Source organism: Actinomycetota bacterium, assembly GCA_005774595.1.
In the GTDB taxonomy this organism is placed as follows: domain Bacteria; phylum Actinomycetota; class Coriobacteriia; order Anaerosomatales; family D1FN1-002; genus D1FN1-002.
In genome coordinates this window covers 1-1,582 of the sequence record VAUM01000393.1, presented here as the reverse complement: position 1 = coordinate 1,582, position 1,582 = coordinate 1, and the positions used below count along the sequence as shown (strand labels likewise).

2 protein-coding genes are annotated in these 1,582 nt (G+C 71.6%); both read left to right on the top strand.

The features are described from left to right. The coding region (locus FDZ70_10425; protein TLM66517.1) for a 4-hydroxy-3-methylbut-2-enyl diphosphate reductase at window positions 1–301 on the top strand (301 nt) is incomplete at its 5' end. Next, the coding region (locus FDZ70_10420) for a DUF512 domain-containing protein (GenBank protein TLM66516.1) at window positions 298–1,582 on the top strand (1,285 nt) is incomplete at its 3' end. The genes FDZ70_10425 and FDZ70_10420, both read left to right, overlap by 4 nt.

Sequence of the window (1,582 nt, the reverse complement as noted above, 5' to 3'; positions counted from 1 at the left end):
CACCGACCTACGCGTCATCAACACGATCTGCTCGGCGACCGCGAAGAGGCAGGAGGCCGCGCACGAGCTCGCCGCGCGCGTCGACGTGATGCTCGTGGTCGGCGGGCACAACTCGGGCAACACGACGCGGCTGGCCGAGATCTGCCGCGCGGTCAACCCGCGCGTGCACCACGTGGAGACCGCCGAGGAGCTCGACCCTGCGTGGTTCGACGGCGCCGTGGTGGTCGGCGTGACGGCCGGGGCGTCCACGCCCGACGAGCAGATGCAGGGCGTCATCCGCGCCGTGGAGGCGTTGGCGTGAGCGCCCGCGGCGCCCGCGGCCGGGCGTCGTACGGCCGGAGCCGCGCCGAGGTGTTCGGCGGCGCGGTCGCTGGTGTCGACGAGGGCGGCGCCGCGGCTCGCGCCGGGCTGGCTCCCGGCGACCTGATCGTGGAAGCAGGCGGCTTCCCGCTCGACGACGAGCTCGACTGGCGCTGGCACGCCGACGGCGCTTCCGTGCGCGTGATGCTCTCGGACGGGCGCACGCTCACGCTCGAGCGCGAGGCCGGCGAGCCGTGGGGCCTCACGTTCGCCGACCCACTGTTCGACGGCATCCATACCTGCGCGAACGACTGCGAGTTCTGTTTCATGGCACAGCTGCCCGAGGGGATGCGCCCGTCGCTGTACCTGCGCGACGACGACTTCCGCCTCTCGTTCCTGCAGGGCAACTTCATCACGCTGACGAACCTGCGCGACCGCGACGTACGGCGCATCTGCGAGCAGGCGCTCTCGCCGCTGTACGTGTCGCTGCACTCGGTGGAGCCCGAGGTGCGCGAGCGGCTCGTCGGCTGCCGCAACGACCGCGCGCTCGAACGCTTCGACGAACTCGTGGAAGGCGGTGTGGAGCTGCACGTGCAGATCGTGCTCGTGCCGGGCGTCAACGACGGCGAGCACCTCGAGCGCTCGCTGACTTGGCTGGCAGAACGTGAGGGTGTGGTGTCGGTGGGGGTGGTGCCGGTCGGCCGTACGCAGTTCCAGACGGCGATCGAGCGGTCGTACGAGGATGCCGTGGACGCGGCGGCGGTGATCGCGCGCGCGGCGCCCTGGCAGGCCGCGATGGCCGAGCGCGACGGCGTGGCGTGGGTGTATCTCGCCGACGAGTTCTACCTGAACGCCGAGGCCGCGGTGCCGCCTGCCGAACACTACGCCGGCTTTCCGCAGTACGAGAACGGCATCGGAATGGTGCGCGCGTTCGAGGACGGGTGGGCCGAGGCGCTGGCGTGCGACGAGGCGGCCGTAGACAAGCCCCGCGCCCTCGTCACCGGCTCGCTCTTCGCCCCCGTCCTCCGTCGTCTCGTCCCCGACGCGCAGGTCCTCTCGGTCCGCAACCGCTTCTTCGGCGGCAACGTGTCCGTCGCGGGCCTGCTCACAGGCACCGACATCATCCAGGCCATCAACGCGCACGGCGGCCACCGCTACGCGATACCCGACTCCGTCCTCAACGTCGACGGCGTCACGCTCGACGACATGACGCCCGAGCAGATCGCCCGCGAGACGGAGGTGTCGGTCGCCGTGGTAGAATCCAGCCCCGCCGGGCTCGCGG